The organism is Pseudomonas sp. PDM22, assembly GCF_014851965.1.
GTDB lineage: Bacteria > Pseudomonadota > Gammaproteobacteria > Pseudomonadales > Pseudomonadaceae > Pseudomonas.
In genome coordinates this window covers 436,085-453,328 of sequence record NZ_JACVAR010000006.1, presented here as the reverse complement: position 1 = coordinate 453,328, position 17,244 = coordinate 436,085, and the positions used below count along the sequence as shown (strand labels likewise).

General features: G+C 62.0%; 13 protein-coding genes and 3 tRNA genes. 12 read left to right on the top strand and 4 right to left on the bottom strand.

The window, feature by feature from the left end:
• The first annotated feature begins 69 nt into the window (after positions 1-69).
• Complete coding sequence (locus IB255_RS22615; RefSeq protein WP_412548052.1) at positions 70-681, top strand: tRNA-(ms[2]io[6]A)-hydroxylase; 612 nt, start codon at positions 70-72, stop codon at positions 679-681.
• Positions 682-746: 65 nt separating this feature from the next.
• Here IB255_RS22615 and IB255_RS22610 read toward each other — a convergent pair whose 3' ends face one another.
• The 3 genes from IB255_RS22610 to IB255_RS22600 form a co-directional block, all read right to left on the bottom strand.
• Complete coding sequence (locus tag IB255_RS22610; RefSeq protein ID WP_081516467.1) at positions 747-2,075, bottom strand: SPFH domain-containing protein; 1,329 nt, start codon at positions 2,073-2,075, stop codon at positions 747-749.
• A gap of 123 nt (positions 2,076-2,198) precedes the next feature.
• Entirely contained in the window at positions 2,199-2,921 is a 723-nt protein-coding gene (gene lpxH / locus IB255_RS22605) for a UDP-2,3-diacylglucosamine diphosphatase (RefSeq protein WP_081516468.1), read from the bottom strand.
• 4 nt (positions 2,922-2,925) lie between these two features.
• On the bottom strand, positions 2,926-3,432 hold the full coding sequence (locus tag IB255_RS22600; protein WP_081516469.1) for a peptidylprolyl isomerase: 507 nt from the start codon (positions 3,430-3,432) through the stop codon (positions 2,926-2,928).
• 121 nt (positions 3,433-3,553) lie between these two features.
• Here IB255_RS22600 and IB255_RS22595 point away from each other — a divergent pair, with 121 nt between their 5' ends.
• Together IB255_RS22595 and cysS are read left to right on the top strand one after the other, a co-directional pair.
• The gene (locus IB255_RS22595; protein ID WP_081517051.1) at positions 3,554-5,251 is read left to right on the top strand and encodes a glutamine--tRNA ligase/YqeY domain fusion protein; all 1,698 of its coding nucleotides are present in this window, start codon (positions 3,554-3,556) and stop codon (positions 5,249-5,251) included.
• Positions 5,252-5,254: 3 nt separating this feature from the next.
• Positions 5,255-6,643 carry a cysteine--tRNA ligase gene (gene cysS / locus IB255_RS22590; RefSeq protein WP_081516470.1) on the top strand — a complete coding sequence of 463 codons (1,389 nt, stop codon included), beginning with the start codon at positions 5,255-5,257 and terminating at the stop codon, positions 6,641-6,643.
• Between the two features lie 63 nt (positions 6,644-6,706).
• Here cysS and folD read toward each other — a convergent pair whose 3' ends face one another.
• Positions 6,707-7,561, bottom strand: a complete 855-nt coding sequence (folD, locus tag IB255_RS22585; protein WP_081516471.1) for a bifunctional methylenetetrahydrofolate dehydrogenase/methenyltetrahydrofolate cyclohydrolase FolD — start codon at positions 7,559-7,561, stop codon at positions 6,707-6,709.
• 262 nt (positions 7,562-7,823) lie between these two features.
• Between folD and IB255_RS22580 the strand changes: the two genes are divergently transcribed.
• The 9 genes from IB255_RS22580 (at position 7,824) to IB255_RS22540 (ending at position 16,776) form a co-directional block, all read left to right on the top strand.
• Positions 7,824-7,900: transfer RNA gene (locus tag IB255_RS22580), tRNA-Arg, on the top strand.
• A gap of 31 nt (positions 7,901-7,931) precedes the next feature.
• Positions 7,932-8,007 (top strand) — tRNA-His (locus IB255_RS22575).
• Between the two features lie 52 nt (positions 8,008-8,059).
• Positions 8,060-8,144: transfer RNA gene (locus IB255_RS22570), tRNA-Leu, on the top strand.
• A 142-nt stretch (positions 8,145-8,286) separates the two neighbouring features.
• Positions 8,287-9,597 (top strand): trigger factor, encoded by a 1,311-nt coding sequence (gene tig / locus IB255_RS22565; RefSeq protein ID WP_081516472.1) that lies wholly within the window; start codon positions 8,287-8,289, stop codon positions 9,595-9,597.
• 96 nt (positions 9,598-9,693) lie between these two features.
• On the top strand, positions 9,694-10,332 hold the full coding sequence (gene clpP / locus IB255_RS22560) for an ATP-dependent Clp endopeptidase proteolytic subunit ClpP (protein WP_081516473.1): 639 nt from the start codon (positions 9,694-9,696) through the stop codon (positions 10,330-10,332).
• Between the two features lie 107 nt (positions 10,333-10,439).
• Positions 10,440-11,720 (top strand): ATP-dependent Clp protease ATP-binding subunit ClpX, encoded by a 1,281-nt coding sequence (gene clpX / locus IB255_RS22555; protein ID WP_017519553.1) that lies wholly within the window; start codon positions 10,440-10,442, stop codon positions 11,718-11,720.
• A 133-nt stretch (positions 11,721-11,853) separates the two neighbouring features.
• Complete coding sequence (lon, locus tag IB255_RS22550) at positions 11,854-14,250, top strand: endopeptidase La (protein ID WP_081516474.1); 2,397 nt, start codon at positions 11,854-11,856, stop codon at positions 14,248-14,250.
• 136 nt (positions 14,251-14,386) lie between these two features.
• Positions 14,387-14,659, top strand: coding sequence for a nucleoid-associated protein HU-beta (gene hupB / locus IB255_RS22545; RefSeq protein WP_003087931.1), 273 nt, complete (start codon positions 14,387-14,389; stop codon positions 14,657-14,659).
• Between the two features lie 227 nt (positions 14,660-14,886).
• Positions 14,887-16,776: a SurA N-terminal domain-containing protein gene (locus tag IB255_RS22540; protein ID WP_081516475.1), complete on the top strand. Its 1,890-nt coding sequence runs from the start codon at positions 14,887-14,889 to the stop codon at positions 16,774-16,776.
• The last annotated feature ends 468 nt before the right edge of the window (positions 16,777-17,244 follow it).

The window sequence follows — 17,244 nt, the reverse complement described above, 5'->3', positions numbered from 1 at the left end:
GGCATTCGTATAATGCTCCGCCTTTATGACACCGGCCAGCCGGTGGGTCGCGAGCTCGGAGTTTTGAACATGCTGTCTGAAATCAGGGAATTCCTCGGTTGTGCCACGCCGGATGCGTGGGTGGAAGCCGCGCTGCGGGATCAGGCGGTGATGCTGATCGACCACAAGAACAACGAGTTCAAGGCCGCCAGCACGGCCCTGGCCCTGATCGCCAAGTACAGCGCCCATGAGGAACTGGTGAACTTCATGTCGCGCCTGGCGCGCGAGGAACTGCGCCACCATGAGCAGGTGCTGGCGATCCTGAAGAAACGCGGCATCCCCCTGCGGCCGATCTCCGCCGGCCGCTACGCCTCCAGCCTGCGCACCGTGGTGCGCAACCATGAGCCGCAGAAGCTGGTGGATACCCTGATCGTCGGCGCCTTCATCGAATGCCGCAGCTGCGAGCGCTTCGCCGCGCTGGTGGATCACCTGGACGCCGACCTGGCCAAGTTCTACGGCTCGCTGCTCAAATCTGAGGCAAGGCACTTCCAGGGCTACCTCAGCCTGGCGCGCCGCTATGGCGATGACGCCGACATCGACCGCCGCGTGGCGGAGATTCGCGAAGTGGAGGCTGGCCTGATCCAGTCGCCGGACAGCGAGTTCCGCTTCCACAGCGGAGTGCCGGTGGAGCAGGCGGCCTGAGTCGTCCGCCGAAATGAAAAAAAGCGCCCTGACGGGCGCTTTTTCTTTGTCGCTGCTGGTGGGGCTCAGTCCTTCACCTTCAGATCCAGCGCCAGGTCGCGCGCGGCCTTGGTCGCCAGGACGCCCATCAGCTGGCCGATCTCATCCTGGCGACTGCTGGCACTGTTCTGTCCGCCGGCCATCATCACGCTGGGGACGGGCGCCTGGGCGGCTGCTTCGGCCCAGACCTTGTTGATGGCGATCAGCGCGTCCAGCTTCGGCTGCAGCGCGCCGTCCGCCTTGATCACCGCTTCGCGGGCGTAGGCATCGGCGTCGGCGGTGATCTTGGTGGCCTGCGCTGTCACGGCAGCCTTGTCGCGCAGCAACTCAGCAGTCTGCTTCTCGATCTCGGCGCGCTGCTTCTCGCGCTCGGCGTTGATCACCGCCAGCTGCTTCTCGGTTTCCGCCTGGGTGGTGCGCTCGATCTGGTCGCGCAGGGTTTCCTGGCGCTTGGCTTCTACTTCCTTCTCGCCACGGGCGGTGACCAGCAGCTTCTCTTCCTCTTCCTTCAGTCGGTTCTGGCGCGCTACGGCCAGCTCGGCCAGTGCCTGCTGCACCTTGACCATGCGCTGCTTGTACTGCGGGTTCGGGTCGACGTTGGTGATTCGCGCCTCCACCACTTCCACACCGAACTTGCGGAACTGCTGCTGTTTGCGCACCGGGATGCCCTTGGCGTCGGTGACCTTCTCGGTGACGAACTGGCTGGCGTTGTTGTCGCCGAAGCTGCCCTGTTCGGTGCCGGCCTGCAGGATCGCGGTCTGGTGTGGTACGGCGCCGCGTGGGCCGCGGACCTCCTTGCGCTTGATCAGGTACAGGCCATCGTTGAGCTGGTTCTCGAACTCCGCGGCGAATTCGCTGCGGGCGCCGGCGTAGTAGTCGTCGGCGGTCATCAGCGAGGCGGTGGCCTGCAGGGTTTCCTTGATCGCCGGGACCAGCGCGGTGCGGATGAAGTTGTCCGGGTTGCGGTATTCCTGGGCCATCTTCAGGAACTGGTCGCCGCCGGGCAGGCGGAAGCGCGCGGAGGATTCGACCTTGGCGTCGACGTTGCCGAGGAAGACGATGGGGAAGGCTTCGATGGTCGCGCCCAGCCCGTCGTTGTCCGGGTTGTTGTCGTTCTCGTCCATGATCAGCACGGACTGCACGCTGATGGCTTTCTTCCAGGTGGTGGCGCGGCCGAACCACTTGGTGGCGTAGCCGACGTCGTCGACGATCTTCTCGTCGCCGAAGATGGTCCGCACGTGGGTCATGAAGCCGGCTTCGTTATAGAAGAAGACGCCGTTGAACAGGATGAAGGCGGCGGCGACCAATGCCAGGGGCAGGGCGCCGAACTTGATGAGGTTTCCCTTGCTGAACATGTTTCTTCCTTGAGTGAGCAAACCGCGAATGCTGCGCAAGGCGGTCGGTGCTGGTCAAGGAGAAATGTCTGACAGTGCGTGTGGGTTAACGCCAAAAGGCCACCATTGCGGTGGCCTGGAGCTTCACAGGGGGAAGGGTGCCTGCTGCAGGCCCTGGTCGTCGGCCTCCAGAGCCCAGCCCTGGCTGTCCCAGTCGCCGAGGACGATGCGTCGCGCGGGGCGGCCGTCGATTTCCAGTTCGTGGACGGCGGGGCGGTGGGTGTGGCCGTGGATCAGGATGCGCACGCCCTTGTCGCGCATGATCTTCTCCACTTCCGCCGGGGTGACGTCGACGATCTCGCTGGCTTTCATGCGGGTCTGCGCGCGGCTTTCCTTGCGCAGCTTGCGCGCCAGCTTGTGGCGGGTGGCCAGCGGCAGGTTGCGCAGGATGAACAGGGTCAGCGGATTGCGCAGCCAGCGACGCAGCTTCATATAGGCCGCGTCGAGGGTGCACAGGCTGTCACCGTGCATCAGCAGGATCTTCTCGCCGTCCAGGTCTATCAGGCTCGGGTCGCGCAGCAGGGTGCAGCCGGCTTCGCGGCAGAAGGCCTGGCCAATCAGGAAATCGCGGTTGCCGTGCATCAGGAAGATGCGCGTGCCGCTGTCGGACAACTCCCGCAGGGCGCCGGCGATGGAGTGCTGGAACTCGTCCATGCCATCGTCGCCGATCCAGGCTTCGAAGAAGTCGCCGAGGATGTACAGCGCCTCGGCCATGCGGGCGCGGGTGGAGAGAAAATGCAAGAACGCCCGGGTAATGTCCGGGCGTTCCGCTTCGAGATGCAGGTCCGAGATGAACAGGACGCTCATCGACTCACTCGCCGATGACTTCTGCTTTCTCGATGATCACGTCGTCGGCCGGTACGTCCTGGTGGCCGGAGCGCATGGTGGTGGCGACGGTCTTGATCTTGTTGACCACGTCCATGCCGTCCTTCACTTCACCGAACACGCAGTAGCCCCAGCCCTGCACGGTCGGCGCGCTGTGGTTGAGGAAATCGTTGTCGGCGACGTTGATGAAGAACTGCGCGCTGGCCGAGTGCGGCTCCATGGTGCGGGCCATGGCGACGGTGCCGATCTTGTTGCCGACGCCGTTGTTGGCTTCGTTCTTGATCGACTTGCGGGTGGACTTCTGCTTCATGCCCGGCTCGAAACCGCCGCCCTGGATCATGAAGTTGTTGATCACACGGTGGAAAACGGTGTTGTCGTAATGGCCGGCCTTCACGTACTCCTTGAAATTGGCCACGGTTTCCGGCGCCTTGTCGTCGAAGAGTTCAAGGGTGATGTCGCCGAAGTTGGTCTGCAGTTTGACGGTGGTAGTCATCAGGGAATTCCGCTCTTTGGAAAAATCGAAGGCCTGTCAGGGGGTTGACAGCTTCGGCTATGATAAGCGCTTTGGTTTGGCTGGCCTACCCTGGCCGAACACCAGCATGATCAAGGACACCATGAGCAAGCCTACCGCCGATACGAAAGAAGCCACTGTTGCCGCCAACTTCCTGCGCCCGATCGTTGCGGCCGACCTGGAAAGTGGCAAGCACCAGAAAATCGTCACCCGCTTCCCGCCGGAGCCCAACGGCTACCTGCATATCGGTCACGCCAAGTCCATCTGTCTGAACTTCGGCCTGGCCAAGGAGTTCGGCGGTGACTGCCACCTGCGCTTCGACGACACCAACCCGGCGAAGGAAGACCAGGAGTACATCGATGCCATCGAGGCCGATGTGAAATGGCTGGGCTTCGACTGGGCCGGGCAGGTGCGCTACGCCTCCAACTACTTCGACCAGCTGCATGACTGGGCGGTAGACCTGATCAAGGCCGGCAAGGCTTTCGTCTGCGACCTGAACGCCGAGGAAATGCGCGCGTACCGTGGTTCGCTGACCGAGCCGGGCAAGAACAGCCCGTTCCGCGAGCGCTCGGTGGAAGAGAACCTGGACCTGTTCGCCCGCATGAAAGCCGGCGAGTTCCCGGACGGCGCCCGCTCGCTGCGCGCGAAGATCGACATGGCCTCGCCGAACATCAACCTGCGCGACCCGATCCTCTACCGCATCCGCCACGCCCATCACCACCAGACCGGCGACAAGTGGTGCATCTACCCCAGCTACGACTTCACCCACGGTCAGTCGGACGCCATCGAGGGTATTACCCACTCCATCTGCACCCTGGAGTTCGAGGATCACCGCCCGCTGTACGAGTGGTTCCTGGCCAACCTGCCGGTCCCGGCCCAGCCGCGCCAGTATGAATTCGCGCGCCTGAACCTGAACTACACCATCACCAGCAAGCGCAAGCTCAAGCAACTGGTCGATGAAAACCACGTGCATGGCTGGGACGACCCGCGCATGTCGACTCTCTCCGGCTACCGCCGCCGCGGCTATACCCCGGCGTCGATTCGCACCTTCTGCGACATGATCGGCGTGAACCGCGCCGGCGGCGTGGTGGACATCGGCATGCTGGAATTCGCCATCCGTGACGATCTGGATGCCAACGCTGGCCGCGCCATGTGCGTGCTCAAGCCGCTGAAAGTGGTCATCACCAACTATCCGGAAGGCCAGGTCGAGAACCTCGAGCTGCCGCGCCATCCGAAACAGGACATGGGCGTGCGCGTGCTGCCGTTCAGCCGCGAGATCTACATCGACGCCAGTGACTTCGAGGAAGTCCCGCCGGCCGGCTACAAGCGCCTGATCCCGGGTGGCGAAGTGCGCCTGCGCGGCAGCTACGTGATCCGCGCCGACGAAGCCATCAAGGACGCCGCCGGCAACATCGTCGAACTGCGCTGCAGCTACGACGAGAACACCCTGGGCAAGAACCCGGAAGGCCGCAAGGTCAAGGGCGTGATCCACTGGGTGCCGGCCGCCGAGAGCGTCGAGTGCGAAGTGCGCCTGTACGACCGCCTGTTCCGCTCCGCCAACCCGGAGAAATCCCCCGAGAACGGTGGAGAGCAGGGCGGCAGCTTCCTCGACAACATCAACCCCGACTCCCTGGTGGTGCTCAAGGGTTGCCGCGCCGAGCCGTCGCTGGCCAGCGCCACTGCCGAGGATCGTTTCCAGTTCGAGCGCGAAGGCTACTTCTGCGCGGATGCCAAGGATTCCAGGGCTGATGCCCTGGTATTCAACCGTACCGTGACCCTGCGCGACTCCTGGGGGCAGTAACGGATGGCTGACTTGCAGATATACAGCACGCTGTCCAAGACCAAGGACAGCTTCAAGCCGCTGGTGGGCAACCAGGTGCGCATGTACGTGTGCGGCATGACCGTGTACGACTTCTGCCACATCGGCCATGCCCGCGTGATGGTGGCGTTCGACGTCATTGCCCGCTGGCTGCGCCATCGCGGCTATGACCTGACCTATGTGCGCAACATCACCGACATCGACGACAAGATCATCCGCCGCGCCCAGGAGAACGGTGAATCGTTCGAAGACCTGACCGCCCGCATGATCGCCGCGATGCATGAAGACGAGGCGCGCCTGTCGGTCCTGCGTCCGGACATCGAGCCGCGCGCCACCGGTCACATCGCCGGCATGCACGAGATGATCCAGACCCTGATCGACAAGGGTTACGCCTACGCGCCGGGTAATGGCGACGTCTACTACCGGGTCGGCAAGTTCGCCGGCTACGGCAAGCTGTCGCGCAAGAAGATCGAGGACCTGCGCATCGGTGCGCGGATCGAGGTCGACGAATCCAAGGAAGACCCGCTGGACTTCGTGCTCTGGAAGGGCGCCAAGCCGGGCGAGCCGAGCTGGGAGTCGCCCTGGGGCGCCGGGCGTCCGGGCTGGCACATCGAGTGCTCGGTAATGTCCACCTGCTGCCTGGGCGAGACCTTCGACATCCACGGCGGCGGCCCGGACCTGGTGTTCCCGCACCACGAGAACGAGATCGCCCAGAGCGAGGCGGCCACCGGCAAACTCTATGCGGCCAGCTGGATGCACGCCGGAGCGGTGCGCGTGGACGGCGAGAAGATGTCCAAGTCCCTGGGCAACTTCTTCACCATCCGCGAGGTGCTGGAGAAATACCACCCGGAAGTCGTGCGCTTCCTGCTGGTCTCCAGCCACTACCGCAGCCCGATCAACTACTCCGAAGACAACCTGAAGGAAGCCAAGGGCGCGCTGGAGCGTTTCTACACCGCGCTGCGTGGTCTGCCGCAGGTGGCTGCGGCGGGTGGCGAGGAGTTCGTCGAGCGCTTCGGCGCCGCGATGGACGACGACTTCGGTACGCCGGAAGCGGTTGCCGTGCTGTTCGAGATGGTCCGTGAGGTCAACCGCCTGCGCGAGAGCGATCCGGCGGCTGCGGCTGCACTGGCGGCACGCGTGCGTGAGCTGGGGGCTCTGCTGGGTGTTCTGCAACTGGATGCCGACGAGTTCCTCCAGGCCGGCGCAGCCGGCAAGGTCGACGCGGAGCAGGTCGAGGCACTGATCCAGGCTCGTCTGGATGCCCGTGCGGCGAAGAACTGGGCCGAATCCGACCGTATCCGCGACGAGCTGACCGCTCTGGGCGTAGTGCTGGAAGACGGCAAGGGCGGCACTACCTGGCGCCTTGCCGAGTAACAGCTCCCCGGAAATGAAAAAGGCCGCTGATCAGCGGCCTTTTTCTTGCTCGTCGAAAACCTGTCAGGTGTGCAGGTGTTCGGCGGCGTACAGGGTGTTTTCCAGCAGGCAGGCGCGGGTCATCGGGCCGACACCGCCCGGAACCGGGGTGATCCAGCTGGCGCGCTCGGCGGCGACGTCGTATTCCACGTCGCCCACCAGCTTGCCGTCTTCCTGGCGGTTGATGCCCACGTCGATGACGATGGCGCCTTCCTTGATCCACTCACCCTTGACCAGGCCCGGCTTGCCGGCGGCCACGACCACCAGGTCGGCGCGGCGTACGTGCTCGGCCAGGTCGCGGGTGAAGCGGTGGGTCACGGTGACGGTGCAGCCGCCCAGCAGCAGCTCCAGCGCCATGGGGCGGCCGACGATGTTCGATGCACCCACTACCACTGCGTCCATGCCGTACAGATCGACGCCGGTGCTCTGCAGCAGCGTCATGATGCCTTTCGGGGTGCAGGGGCGCAGCAGTGGGATGCGCTGGGCCAGGCGGCCGATGTTGAAGGGGTGGAAGCCGTCCACGTCCTTGTCCGGGCTGATGCGTTCCAGCAGCTGGGAGGCGTCGAGGTGGGCGGGGAGGGGGAGCTGGACGAGGATGCCGTCGATGGCCGGGTCGGCGTTCAGGCGGTCGATCAGTGCCAGCAGCTCTTCCTGGGTGGTGCTGGCGGGGAGGTCGTACGCCTGGGAGAGGAAGCCAACCTCTTCACAGTCCTTGCGCTTGTGCGCGACATAGACCTGAGAGGCGGGGTCGCTACCGACCAGGATCACAGCCAGGCCGGGGATGCGCAGTCCTTGCTGGCGGCGTTCATTGACGCGTTGGCCAATCTGCTGGCGGAGGCTGGCGGCGATCGCTTTGCCGTCGATCAGTTTTGCAGTCATGTCGGGGGGATAACCATTAAGGCGGGTGAAAAGAAGGCGCGCATTTTCGCATGCTGCCTCCATAAGGCAAAGGCGGGAGCCCCTGATTTGGCGTAACTCCTTTATCTCTTTGAACTTTTTTTAAAAAAGTTGTTGACGGGGTATGGCCTCATCGATAACATGCGCCCCGCTTGCCGAGCACAGCCTGAAACACGAAAGAGGCGGTGCCAACCGATTCGGTGGTTTCCACTGAGTCTGCTTAGCAAGGGTTGCCGCCACTAAAGCGCCCGTAGCTCAGCTGGATAGAGCATCCGCCTTCTAAGCGGATGGTCGCAGGTTCGAGTCCTGCCGGGTGCGCCAAGTGGCGTTCGGTACAAGCAAATGTAATATGGTGGGCGTAGCTCAGTTGGTAGAGCACAGGATTGTGGCTCCTGGTGTCGTGGGTTCGATTCCCATCGTCCACCCCATATTCCGAAGCGCCAGGCCCAGAGCCTGGCGTTTTCGTTTCTGCGGTACCCTGCGGACGTGGTGAAATTGGTAGACACGCCGGATTTAGGTTCCGGTGGCGCAAGCTGTGAGAGTTCGAGTCTCTCCGTCCGCACCATCTTCTTTCCATAAGCTCTCGCATCCGTGAATTTCCGCAGCTTCCGCTCAGGGTGACTTCTGCATTTCTAGCTACTAGAATGCTTGCCCTTGATTCTGGGAGCCGGAAGGACCGGCTTACGTCTGTGCCACGAGGAATATCCATGCAAGTTTCCGTTGAAAGCACCTCCGCTCTTGAGCGCCGCATGACCGTTGGCGTGCCGGCCGAGCGCATCGAGACCGAAGTCAACAAGCGTCTGCAGCAGACCGCTCGTCGCGCCAAGGTTCCTGGCTTCCGTCCCGGCAAGGTGCCGATGAGCGTGATCCGTCAGCGCTACGAAGCCGCCGCTCGTCAGGAAGCCCTTGGTGACCTGATCCAGGAAACCTTCTACGAAGCCGTGGTCGAGCAGAAGCTGAACCCGGCCGGTGCTCCTTCCGTCGAGCCGAAAGTGTTCGAGAAAGAGAAGGGCCTCGAGTACATCGCTACCTTCGAAGTCTTCCCCGAGTTCCAGGTTGCCGGTTTCGACGGCATCAAGGTCGAGCGCCTGCAGGCCGATGTGGCTGACGCCGATCTCGACAACATGCTGGAAATCCTGCGCAAGCAGAACACCCGCTTCGAAGCTGTTGACCGCGCCGCTCAGAACGACGACCAGGTGAACATCGACTTCGTTGGCAAGATCGACGGCGAAGCCTTCGCTGGTGGTTCCGCCAAGGGCACCCTGCTGGTGCTGGGCTCCGGCCGCATGATCCCGGGCTTCGAAGAAGGCCTGGTCGGCGCCAAGGCTGGTGAAGAGCGTGTTCTGAACGTGACCTTCCCCGAGGACTACCAGAACCTGGACCTGGCCGGCAAAGCCGCCGAGTTCACCGCTACCGTCAACAGCGTCGCCGAGCCGAAACTGCCGGAACTGAACGAAGAGTTCTTCGCTCTGTTCGGCGTGAAGGAAAGCACCCTGGAAGGCTTCCGCACCGAAGTTCGCAAGAACATGGAGCGTGAACTGCGTCAGGCCATCAAGTCCAAGGTGAAGAACCAGGTGATGGAAGGTCTGGTCGAGACCAACCCGATCGAAGTTCCGAAAGCCCTGATCGGCAACGAAGTCAGTCGTCTGCGCGTCCAGGCTGTCCAGCAGTTCGGTGGCAACATCAAGCCCGACCAACTGCCGGCCGAGCTGTTCGAAGAGCAGGCCAAGCGCCGCGTCGTACTGGGTCTGATCGTTGCCGAGCTGGTCAAGCAGCACGAGCTGAAGGCTGACGAAGCCCGCGTTCGCGAAATGATCGAAGAAATGGCTTCCGCTTATCAGGAGCCGGAACAAGTTGTTTCCTGGTACTACAAGAACGACCAGCAACTGAACGAAGTTCGTTCGGTTGTACTGGAAGAACAAGTTGTAGATACTGTCCTGCAGAAGGCCAATGTGACCGACAAGCAGGTATCCTACGAAGACGCGGTCAAGCCTGCAGAAGCTCCGCAAGCGGCCTGATCCAGCGCTTCTTCGTTCGATTGTCACAAGCCAGCCTTCGGGCTGGCTTGTGCGTCTATAGAGACATGACTTTTTATTAGGGAGTGATCGTCGGACATGCATAATCCTTATATGCCGCAAGTTCCGAACATTCAGGCCGCTGGTGGTCTGGTGCCGATGGTGGTGGAGCAGTCCGCCCGCGGTGAGCGTTCCTACGACATCTATTCGCGCCTGCTGAAGGAGCGGATCATCTTCCTGGTCGGCCAGGTCGAGGACTACATGGCCAACCTCGTGGTTGCCCAGTTGCTGTTCCTCGAAGCCGAGAATCCGGACAAGGACATCCACCTCTACATCAACTCCCCGGGTGGTTCCGTCACCGCTGGCATGTCGATCTACGACACCATGCAGTTCATCAAGCCCGACGTGTCCACCATCTGCGTGGGCCAGGCGTGCAGCATGGGTGCCCTGCTGCTGGCCGGCGGCGCCGCAGGCAAGCGCTACTGCCTGCCGCATTCGCGCATGATGATCCACCAGCCGCTGGGCGGCTTCCAGGGCCAGGCCTCGGACATCGAGATCCACGCCAAGGAAATCCTCTTCATCAAGGAGCGCCTGAACCAGGTGCTGGCACACCACACCGGCCAGCCGCTGGACGTCATCGCCCGCGATACCGACCGTGACCGCTTCATGAGCGGCGACGAGGCTGTCAAGTACGGTCTGATCGATCAGGTCTTCACTCAGCGTCCTTCCGCCAGCTGAGTCTCTCCGCTGTACCGCGGCCGGTAATCCGGCCGCTCGCGGGCTTGAAAATGCCTGCGAATGCCTTCATCTTGTCCTTCACGTATATCCCCGATTGGAACGATCGAATGACTGACACCCGCAACGGCGAGGACAACGGCAAGCTGCTGTATTGCTCCTTCTGCGGCAAGAGCCAGCACGAAGTGCGCAAGTTGATTGCCGGCCCCTCGGTCTTTATCTGCGACGAGTGCGTCGACCTGTGCAATGACATCATCCGTGAGGAGGTGCAGGAAGCACAGGCGGAGAGCAGTGCGCACAAGCTTCCGGCGCCGAAAGAGATTCGCACCATCCTCGATCAGTACGTGATCGGCCAGGAACGTGCCAAGAAAACCCTGGCAGTAGCGGTGTACAACCACTACAAGCGCCTGAACCAGCGTGAGCGCAAGGACGACGTCGAACTCGGCAAGAGCAACATCCTGCTGATCGGGCCGACCGGCTCGGGCAAAACCCTGCTCGCCGAGACCCTGGCGCGTCTGCTCAATGTTCCCTTCACCATCGCCGATGCCACCACCCTCACCGAGGCTGGCTACGTGGGCGAGGACGTCGAGAACATCATCCAGAAGCTGCTGCAGAAGTGTGATTACGACGTCGAGAAGGCCCAGATGGGCATCGTCTACATCGACGAAATCGACAAGATCTCGCGCAAATCCGACAACCCGTCGATCACCCGCGACGTGTCCGGCGAAGGCGTTCAGCAGGCTCTGCTGAAGCTGATCGAAGGCACCGTGGCTTCCGTACCGCCCCAGGGCGGCCGCAAGCACCCGCAGCAGGAATTCCTGCAGGTCGACACCCGCAACATCCTGTTCATCTGCGGTGGCGCGTTCGCTGGCCTGGAAAAGGTCATCCAGAACCGTTCCACCAAGGGTGGCATCGGCTTCAATGCCGAGGTTCGCAGCCAGGAAGCGGGCAAGAAGGTTGGCGAAGCGCTGCGTGAGGTCGAGCCGGAAGATCTGGTGAAGTTCGGCCTGATCCCCGAGTTCGTCGGCCGTCTGCCGATCATCGCGACCCTCGACGAGCTGGACGAGCCTGCGCTGATGCAGATTCTGACCGAGCCGAAGAACGCGCTGACCAAGCAGTATGCCAAGCTCTTCGAAATGGAAGGCGTGGACCTCGAGTTCCGCCCGGACGCGCTCAAGGCTGTCGCCCGTCGCGCGCTGGAGCGCAAGACCGGCGCCCGTGGCCTGCGTTCGATCCTCGAAGGCATCCTGCTCGATACCATGTACGAGATCCCCTCGCAGAACGATGTCAGCAAGGTGGTGATCGACGAAAGCGTCATCGAGGGCTCCTCCCAGCCGCTGCTGATCTACGAGAACAGCGAGCAGCCGGCCAAGGCTGCACCTGACGCCTGAAACCAGAAGGGGCCCTAGGGCCCCTTTTTTCTTCCCATCTACCGCGCTTGTTTTTTCCCAGTCCTAACCCCATCTTAGGCCGAAGGGTCCAATCCCATCGTTTTGGCCAAGTGCCGCTGTAGAGCCGAATATCATGAAAACACTCGTCGAGTTGCCCCTGCTCCCCCTGCGTGACGTAGTGGTGTATCCGCACATGGTCATCCCGCTTTTCGTGGGACGAGAGAAATCCATCGAGGCCCTCGAGGCCGCCATGACCAGTGACAAGCAGATCCTGTTGCTGGCGCAGAAGAATCCGGCCGACGACGATCCGGGCGCTGACGGCCTGTACCGCATGGGCACCGTAGCCACCGTCCTGCAACTGCTGAAACTGCCCGATGGCACCGTCAAGGTGCTGGTCGAAGGCGAGCAGCGCGGCCAGGTAGAGCGCTTCATCGACGAGGAAGCCTACTGCCGCGCGGAAGTTTCGATCATTGACGAGGCCACCGTCGGCGAGCGCGAATCCGAAGTCTTTACCCGCAGCCTGCTCAGCCAGTTCGAGCAGTACGTGCAGCTGGGCAAGAAAGTCCCGGCCGAAGTCCTGTCTTCGCTCAATAGCATCGATGAGCCGGGCCGTCTTGTAGACACCATGGCTGCCCACATGGCGCTGAAGATCGAACAGAAGCAGGAAATCCTCGAGATCACCGAGCTCTCCGCCCGCGTCGAGCACGTGCTGGCCATGCTGGATGCCGAGATCGACCTGCTGCAGGTCGAGAAGCGCATTCGTGGTCGCGTGAAGAAGCAGATGGAGCGCAGCCAGCGCGAGTACTACCTCAACGAGCAGATGAAGGCCATCCAGAAAGAACTGGGTGACATCGACGAAGGCCACAACGAAGTCGAGGAGCTGAAGAAGCGCATCGACGCCGCCGGCCTGACCAAGGAGGCCCTGGCCAAGGCCACTGCCGAGCTGAACAAGCTCAAGCAGATGTCGCCGATGTCCGCCGAGGCGACCGTGGTGCGTTCCTACATCGACTGGCTGGTGAATGTGCCGTGGAAGGCCGAAAGCAAGGTGCGCCACGACCTGGACAAGGCCGAGGATATCCTCGACGCGGACCACTATGGCCTGGAAGAGGTCAAGGAGCGCATCCTCGAGTATCTCGCCGTCCAGAAGCGCGTGAAGAAGCTCAAGGGCCCGGTGCTCTGCCTGGTCGGCCCGCCCGGCGTGGGCAAGACCTCGCTGGCCGAGTCCATCGCCCGCGCGACCAACCGCAAGTTCGTGCGCATGGCCCTGGGGGGCGTGCGTGACGAGGCCGAGATTCGCGGTCACCGTCGCACCTACATCGGTTCCATGCCCGGTCGTCTGATTCAGAAAATGACCAAGGTGGGCGTGCGCAACCCGCTGTTCCTGCTCGACGAGATCGACAAGATGGGCAGCGACATGCGCGGCGACCCCGCGTCGGCGCTGCTCGAAGTGCTCGATCCGGAGCAGAACCACAACTTCAACGACCACTACCTCGAAGTCGACTACGACCTCTCCGATGTGATGTTCCTCTGCACGGCGAACTCCATGAACATCCCGGCAGCCTTGCTGGACCGCATGGAAGTCATCCGCCTGCCGGGTTACACCGAGGACGAGAAGATCAACATCGCCTCGAAATATCTTGTGCCGAAACAGACTGCGGCCAATGGTCTCAAGAAGGGCGAGGTGGTCTTCGAGGAAGCGGCTACCCGTGACATCATCCGCTATTACACCCGCGAGGCCGGTGTCCGCAGCCTTGAGCGCCAGATCGCCAAGGTCTGCCGCAAGGCCGTCAAGGACGGCGGCAAGGCCAAGCGCATCGAAGCCGTGGTGACTCCGGATTCGCTGGAGAACTACCTGGGTGTGCGCAAGTTCCGCTACGGCCTGGCCGAGCAGCAGGACCAGATCGGCCAGGTTACTGGCCTGGCCTGGACCCAGGTGGGCGGCGAATTGCTGACCATCGAATCGGCCATGGTTCCCGGCAAGGGCGCATTGACCAAGACCGGCTCGCTGGGCGACGTCATGGCGGAGTCCATTACCGCCGCGCTGACCGTGGTTCGTAGTCGTTCGAAGAGCCTGGGCATCGCCCCGGACTTCCATGAAAAGCACGATATCCACATCCACGTGCCGGAAGGCGCCACGCCCAAGGACGGCCCTAGCGCGGGCATCGGCATGTGCACCGCACTGGTTTCGGCGATCACCCAGATCCCGGTCCGCGCGGACGTTGCCATGACCGGCGAGATCACCCTTCGGGGGCAGGTGCTGGCGATTGGCGGCCTGAAGGAAAAACTTCTGGCTGCGCACCGTGGTGGAATCAAGACGGTGATCATTCCCGAGGAAAACGTACGGGACCTTAGGGAAATTCCGGATAATATTAAGGCCGATCTCGTTATTAAACCGGTTAAATGGATTGACGAGGTCCTGCAAATTGCGCTGCAATACGCCCCGGAGCCCTTGCCCGATGCGGCTCCCGAGATGGTTGCAAAGGATGAGAAGCGCGAGTCTGATTCCAAGGAGCGAATCAGCACGCATTAGTTGGGGGGCTTTCTTGACACTGTTTTTGAGCCCTTGTTATAAAGCGGCACTTGCTTTGTCAGTTGGCAAACCAGCACCTGCTTTTGCTTACACCTAACACATAGAAACATACTCAACAGAAATAAGGGGACTTAGAGTGAACAAGTCGGAACTGATCGATGCTATCGCCGCATCTGCTGATATCCCGAAAGCTGTTGCCGGTCGCGCTCTGGACGCGGTGATCGAGTCCGTAACTGGCGCCCTGAAGGCTGGTGACTCCGTCGTACTGGTAGGCTTCGGCACCTTCGCTGTCAAAGAGCGCGCTGCTCGCACCGGTCGCAACCCGCAAACCGGCAAGCCGATCAAGATCGCTGCTGCTAAGATCCCGGGCTTCAAGGCCGGTAAAGCCCTCAAGGACGCTGTCAACTAAGCGTCTTTTTGGACTTGACCTGGACCGGTTCAACCTCGGTTGGGCCGGTCACGGAGCGATGACCCGGCTGGCGTAGGTCGGTTGGAATCATCAGGGGTCACGGGCTCAATGCCCGCAAGCTCCACCAGTTACGAGAAGGCGCATCCTCGGATGCGCCTTTCTTATATCCGCCTTTTTTCCACGCCGCGCCGCCATTGACGGTGAGCCGTGGCCGCGTCGGGGGCCGCATGCTGCAAAACATCAGGGACAATTCCCAAGGCTGGATCACCAAGACCATCCTGGGCGTGATCGTTGTCCTCATGGCTTTGACCGGGTTCGATCAGATCATTCGCGCAACCCACCACGAGAACGTCGCTGCTCAGGTCAACGGTGAAGACATCGGTCTGCCGGAGCTGCAGCAGGCTGCGGACATGCAGCGTCGCCAGTTGATGCAGCGTCTGGGCAAGGACTTCGATTCGTCCATGCTTGACGACAAGCTGCTCAAGGACTCCGCGCTGAAGTCGCTCATCGAGCGCAAGCTGATTCTGCAGGCCGCCCAGAACGACAAGTTCGCCTTTTCCCAGCAGGCGCTGGATCAGTTGATCCTGTCGACCCCGGAATTCCAGGTGGACGGCAAGTTCAGCGCCGAGCGCTTCGACCAGGTCATCCGCCAGATGGGCTATGACCGCATGCAGTTCCGTCGCATGTTCGGCGAGGAAATGCTCATTGGTCAGCTACGCGCCGGTATCGCCGGTACTGGCTTCGTCACCGACGACGAGCTGAATGCCTTCGCCCGCCTGGAGAAGCAGACCCGCGACTTCGCCACCCTGACCCTGAAGGCCGACCCGGCCAAGAGCAAGGTCGAGGACAGTGAGATCAAGGCGTACTACGACGCCCACAGCACCGAGTTCATGACACCCGAACAGGTCACCATCGACTACGTCGAGCTGAAGAAGTCCGCCTTCTTCGACCAGGTCGAGGTGAAGAAAGAAGACCTCGATGCCCTCTATCAGAAGGAAATCGCCGGTCTGGCCGAGCAGCGCGACGCCGCGCACATCCTGATCGAGGTGAACGACAAGCAGAACGACCAGCAGGCCAAGGCCAAGATCAACGAGATCAAGGCACGCCTGGACAAGGGTGAAGACTTCGCCAAGCTGGCCAAGGAACTGTCCAACGACACCGGCTCCGCCGCCAACGGTGGTGACCTCGGCTTCGCCGGTCGTGGCGTGTATGACCCGGCCTTCGAAGAGTCGCTGTATGCGCTGAAGAAGGGCGAAGTCTCTGCTCCGGTGAAGACCTCCTACGGCTGGCACCTGATCAAGCTGCTGGGCGTTGAAGCGCCGGAGGTTCCGACCTTCGACAGCCTGAAGGCCAAGCTGGAGCACGAAGCCAAGACCCAACTGGTCGAACAGCGCTTCGTCGATGCGACCAAGCAACTGGAAAGCTCTGCCTACGAAGCCTCCGATCTGGGCCAGCCGGCTCAGGATATGGGCCTGAAGGTGCAGAGCAGCAAGCCGTTCGGCAAGGAAGGTGGTGAGGGCGTGACCGCCAACCGCCAGGTCATCCAGACCGCTTTCAGTCCCGAAGTGCTGGAAGAGGGTGCCAACAGCGGCGCCATCGAGCTGGACCCCGACACCGTGGTCGTGCTGCGCGTGAAAGAGCACCACAAACCTGAGCAGGAAACCCTGGAACAGGTGAGTGCCGATATCCTCAAGCGCCTGCAGGTCGAGCACGCTGCCACCGATGCCAAGGCTCGTGGTGAAGCGCTGCTGGCTGGTCTGCGCGACGGCAAGATCCCGTTGACCCAGGCCCAGGAAGGCCAGGACTGGAAAGTCGTGGAAGCCGCTGCCCGCGGTCAGGAAGGCGTCGATCCGGTCGTGCTGCAGAGTGTGTTCCGCATGGCTCGTCCGGAAGGCGCCGGCAAGCCCAGCCTGGGCGGTGTCGCGCTGCAGAACGGCGACTTCGTGCTGGTCAAGCTCAGCGGTGTAAGTGAGCCGGATGCCAAGCCGACCGAGCAGGAGAAAGCGATGTACCAGCGCTTCCTCGCTTCGCGTAGCGGCCAGGACGATTTCTCCGCGTTCCGTCGCTACCTGCAGGATCAGGCGAAGATCGAGAAATTCGACGACGCCAAGAAGTGATCGGTATGGGCTGTCGACGACGGCCCTGACTCCGTCTTCTCAAAAAACGCCGTTTCCCGTGAGGGAAACGGCGTTTTTTTTGGTCCTGTGTTTTTGCTCGCGGGGTGCGATCCCGCTTCTCGGCGGCCTGGTGTACCTGCCTTTCTACCTGGGGGGCGGAATTCAGAGATTCTTCTTCTGAGGGTCGGGGGTGTTTTAGTACGTCGGTGCAGGAAGCGTCCACGCCGCTGAAAAGCTTCGTCTGACAGCCACGCCAGTGGGGTGAATTTTAAGATTTGGAGGTGACAGATTTCATAAGGAAGGAAACAGATGCCCATGGAAAAGGTAGCTCTGACTCTCTTTTCTCCCCACGCAGGCCTGAAAGCGTCGCCCAAGGTCGACGATACGGCGTCGGGTGAAGCGAAGGGCCAAAACCACGAAGGCAGCAACGTCTTGCCCGAGTTCGTCACCGCCCCGGGTGACGCCGAA